Raw genomic sequence first — 1,009 nt, 5'->3', positions numbered from 1 at the left:
TGAGGTTTTGTCAGCGACTTTCAGCTGATCCGGCGGTGCTCGAAGAGCGTGAGGACATGCGCGGAGCGGACGAGGTCGCCAATTCTGCCGGGGCTCAGCGTGGTGTGCTTGAGTGCGGTCCAGCGTTCACCGACAAGAGCGAAGCCGCGTTCACCACGGCAGCGTAGGAAGCGTTGTAGACGGTTGCGGCAGCGGTCGTCGATGGACAGGACGTTGCCGTCGGCGGGGTTCTTGAACGGGACGATGATGCCGTGACCTGCACCTTGGTAGCCGGGGTCGGCCAGGACCGGCATCGTCTTGGCGTAGGGGTAAACGGCCGGCAGCACCAGCGCCCGGGCCGCCTCGATGTCGACGACTCCGCCGGGGAGGACGTCGCTGAACCAGATAGGGAACCCGTCCGGTTCGCATAGCATCTGGACGTTGCCGCCGAATCCTCCGGTCTTCCCGGAGAACCAGGCGTCGATCGCTTCGCCCTTTACGCTCACGGTCTTCTCCCGGCACCGGTCGCTCGGGTAGATCTTGCCGTCCAATTCCAGATGCGGCAGGCCGTCGGCGACGGCCTTGTCCAGGGCCTGATGCAGGTCCGGGGCCTGGTCGGCCAGGACGTCAACGGCCTCGTGCAGGTACCGGTAGGCGGTCGACTGCGACAGCCCGAACGCCAGGCCGTGCCGGGTGATGTTGGGCTTGTCCCGGAACCACGCGATCACGAATAGGGCCTGCTTGGAGCAGGTCAGGCAGCGTGTGCGCCTCCTGGTTCCGCGGGCTCGTCGCTCGGCTCGCAGCAGCCGGGCGACGAAACCGATCAGCTCGCGGGGGACGTCGAGCATGGCAGGATAGGTGACCACGTGGAGCCTTCGGGTAGCGGATGGGTTCTTTGGCGAGACCTCTTCTACCGGGGCTCCACGTCCCGTTTCCGGCCGGTCCCGTCTGTCCGCGAGTCTTCCCGAACATGCTCGATCATGTCCGAGAAGTAGCCACTGTCCGGATCATTCTTGCTGGCAAAACCTCA

1 protein-coding gene is annotated in these 1,009 nt (G+C 65.2%); it reads right to left on the bottom strand.

Going from position 1 to position 1,009, the window contains the following annotated elements:
• Positions 1 to 20: 20 nt before the first annotated feature.
• The gene (locus E1200_RS33395) at positions 21 to 827 is read right to left on the bottom strand and encodes a transposase family protein (protein WP_131956685.1); all 807 of its coding nucleotides are present in this window, start codon (positions 825 to 827) and stop codon (positions 21 to 23) included.
• Positions 828 to 1,009 lie beyond the last annotated feature (182 nt).

This window comes from Actinomadura sp. GC306, assembly GCF_004348665.1.
In the GTDB taxonomy this organism is placed as follows: Bacteria; Actinomycetota; Actinomycetes; order Streptosporangiales; family Streptosporangiaceae; genus Spirillospora.
Note: the sequence above shows the minus strand (reverse complement) of the source record. Positions and strands in the feature narration are given on the sequence as shown.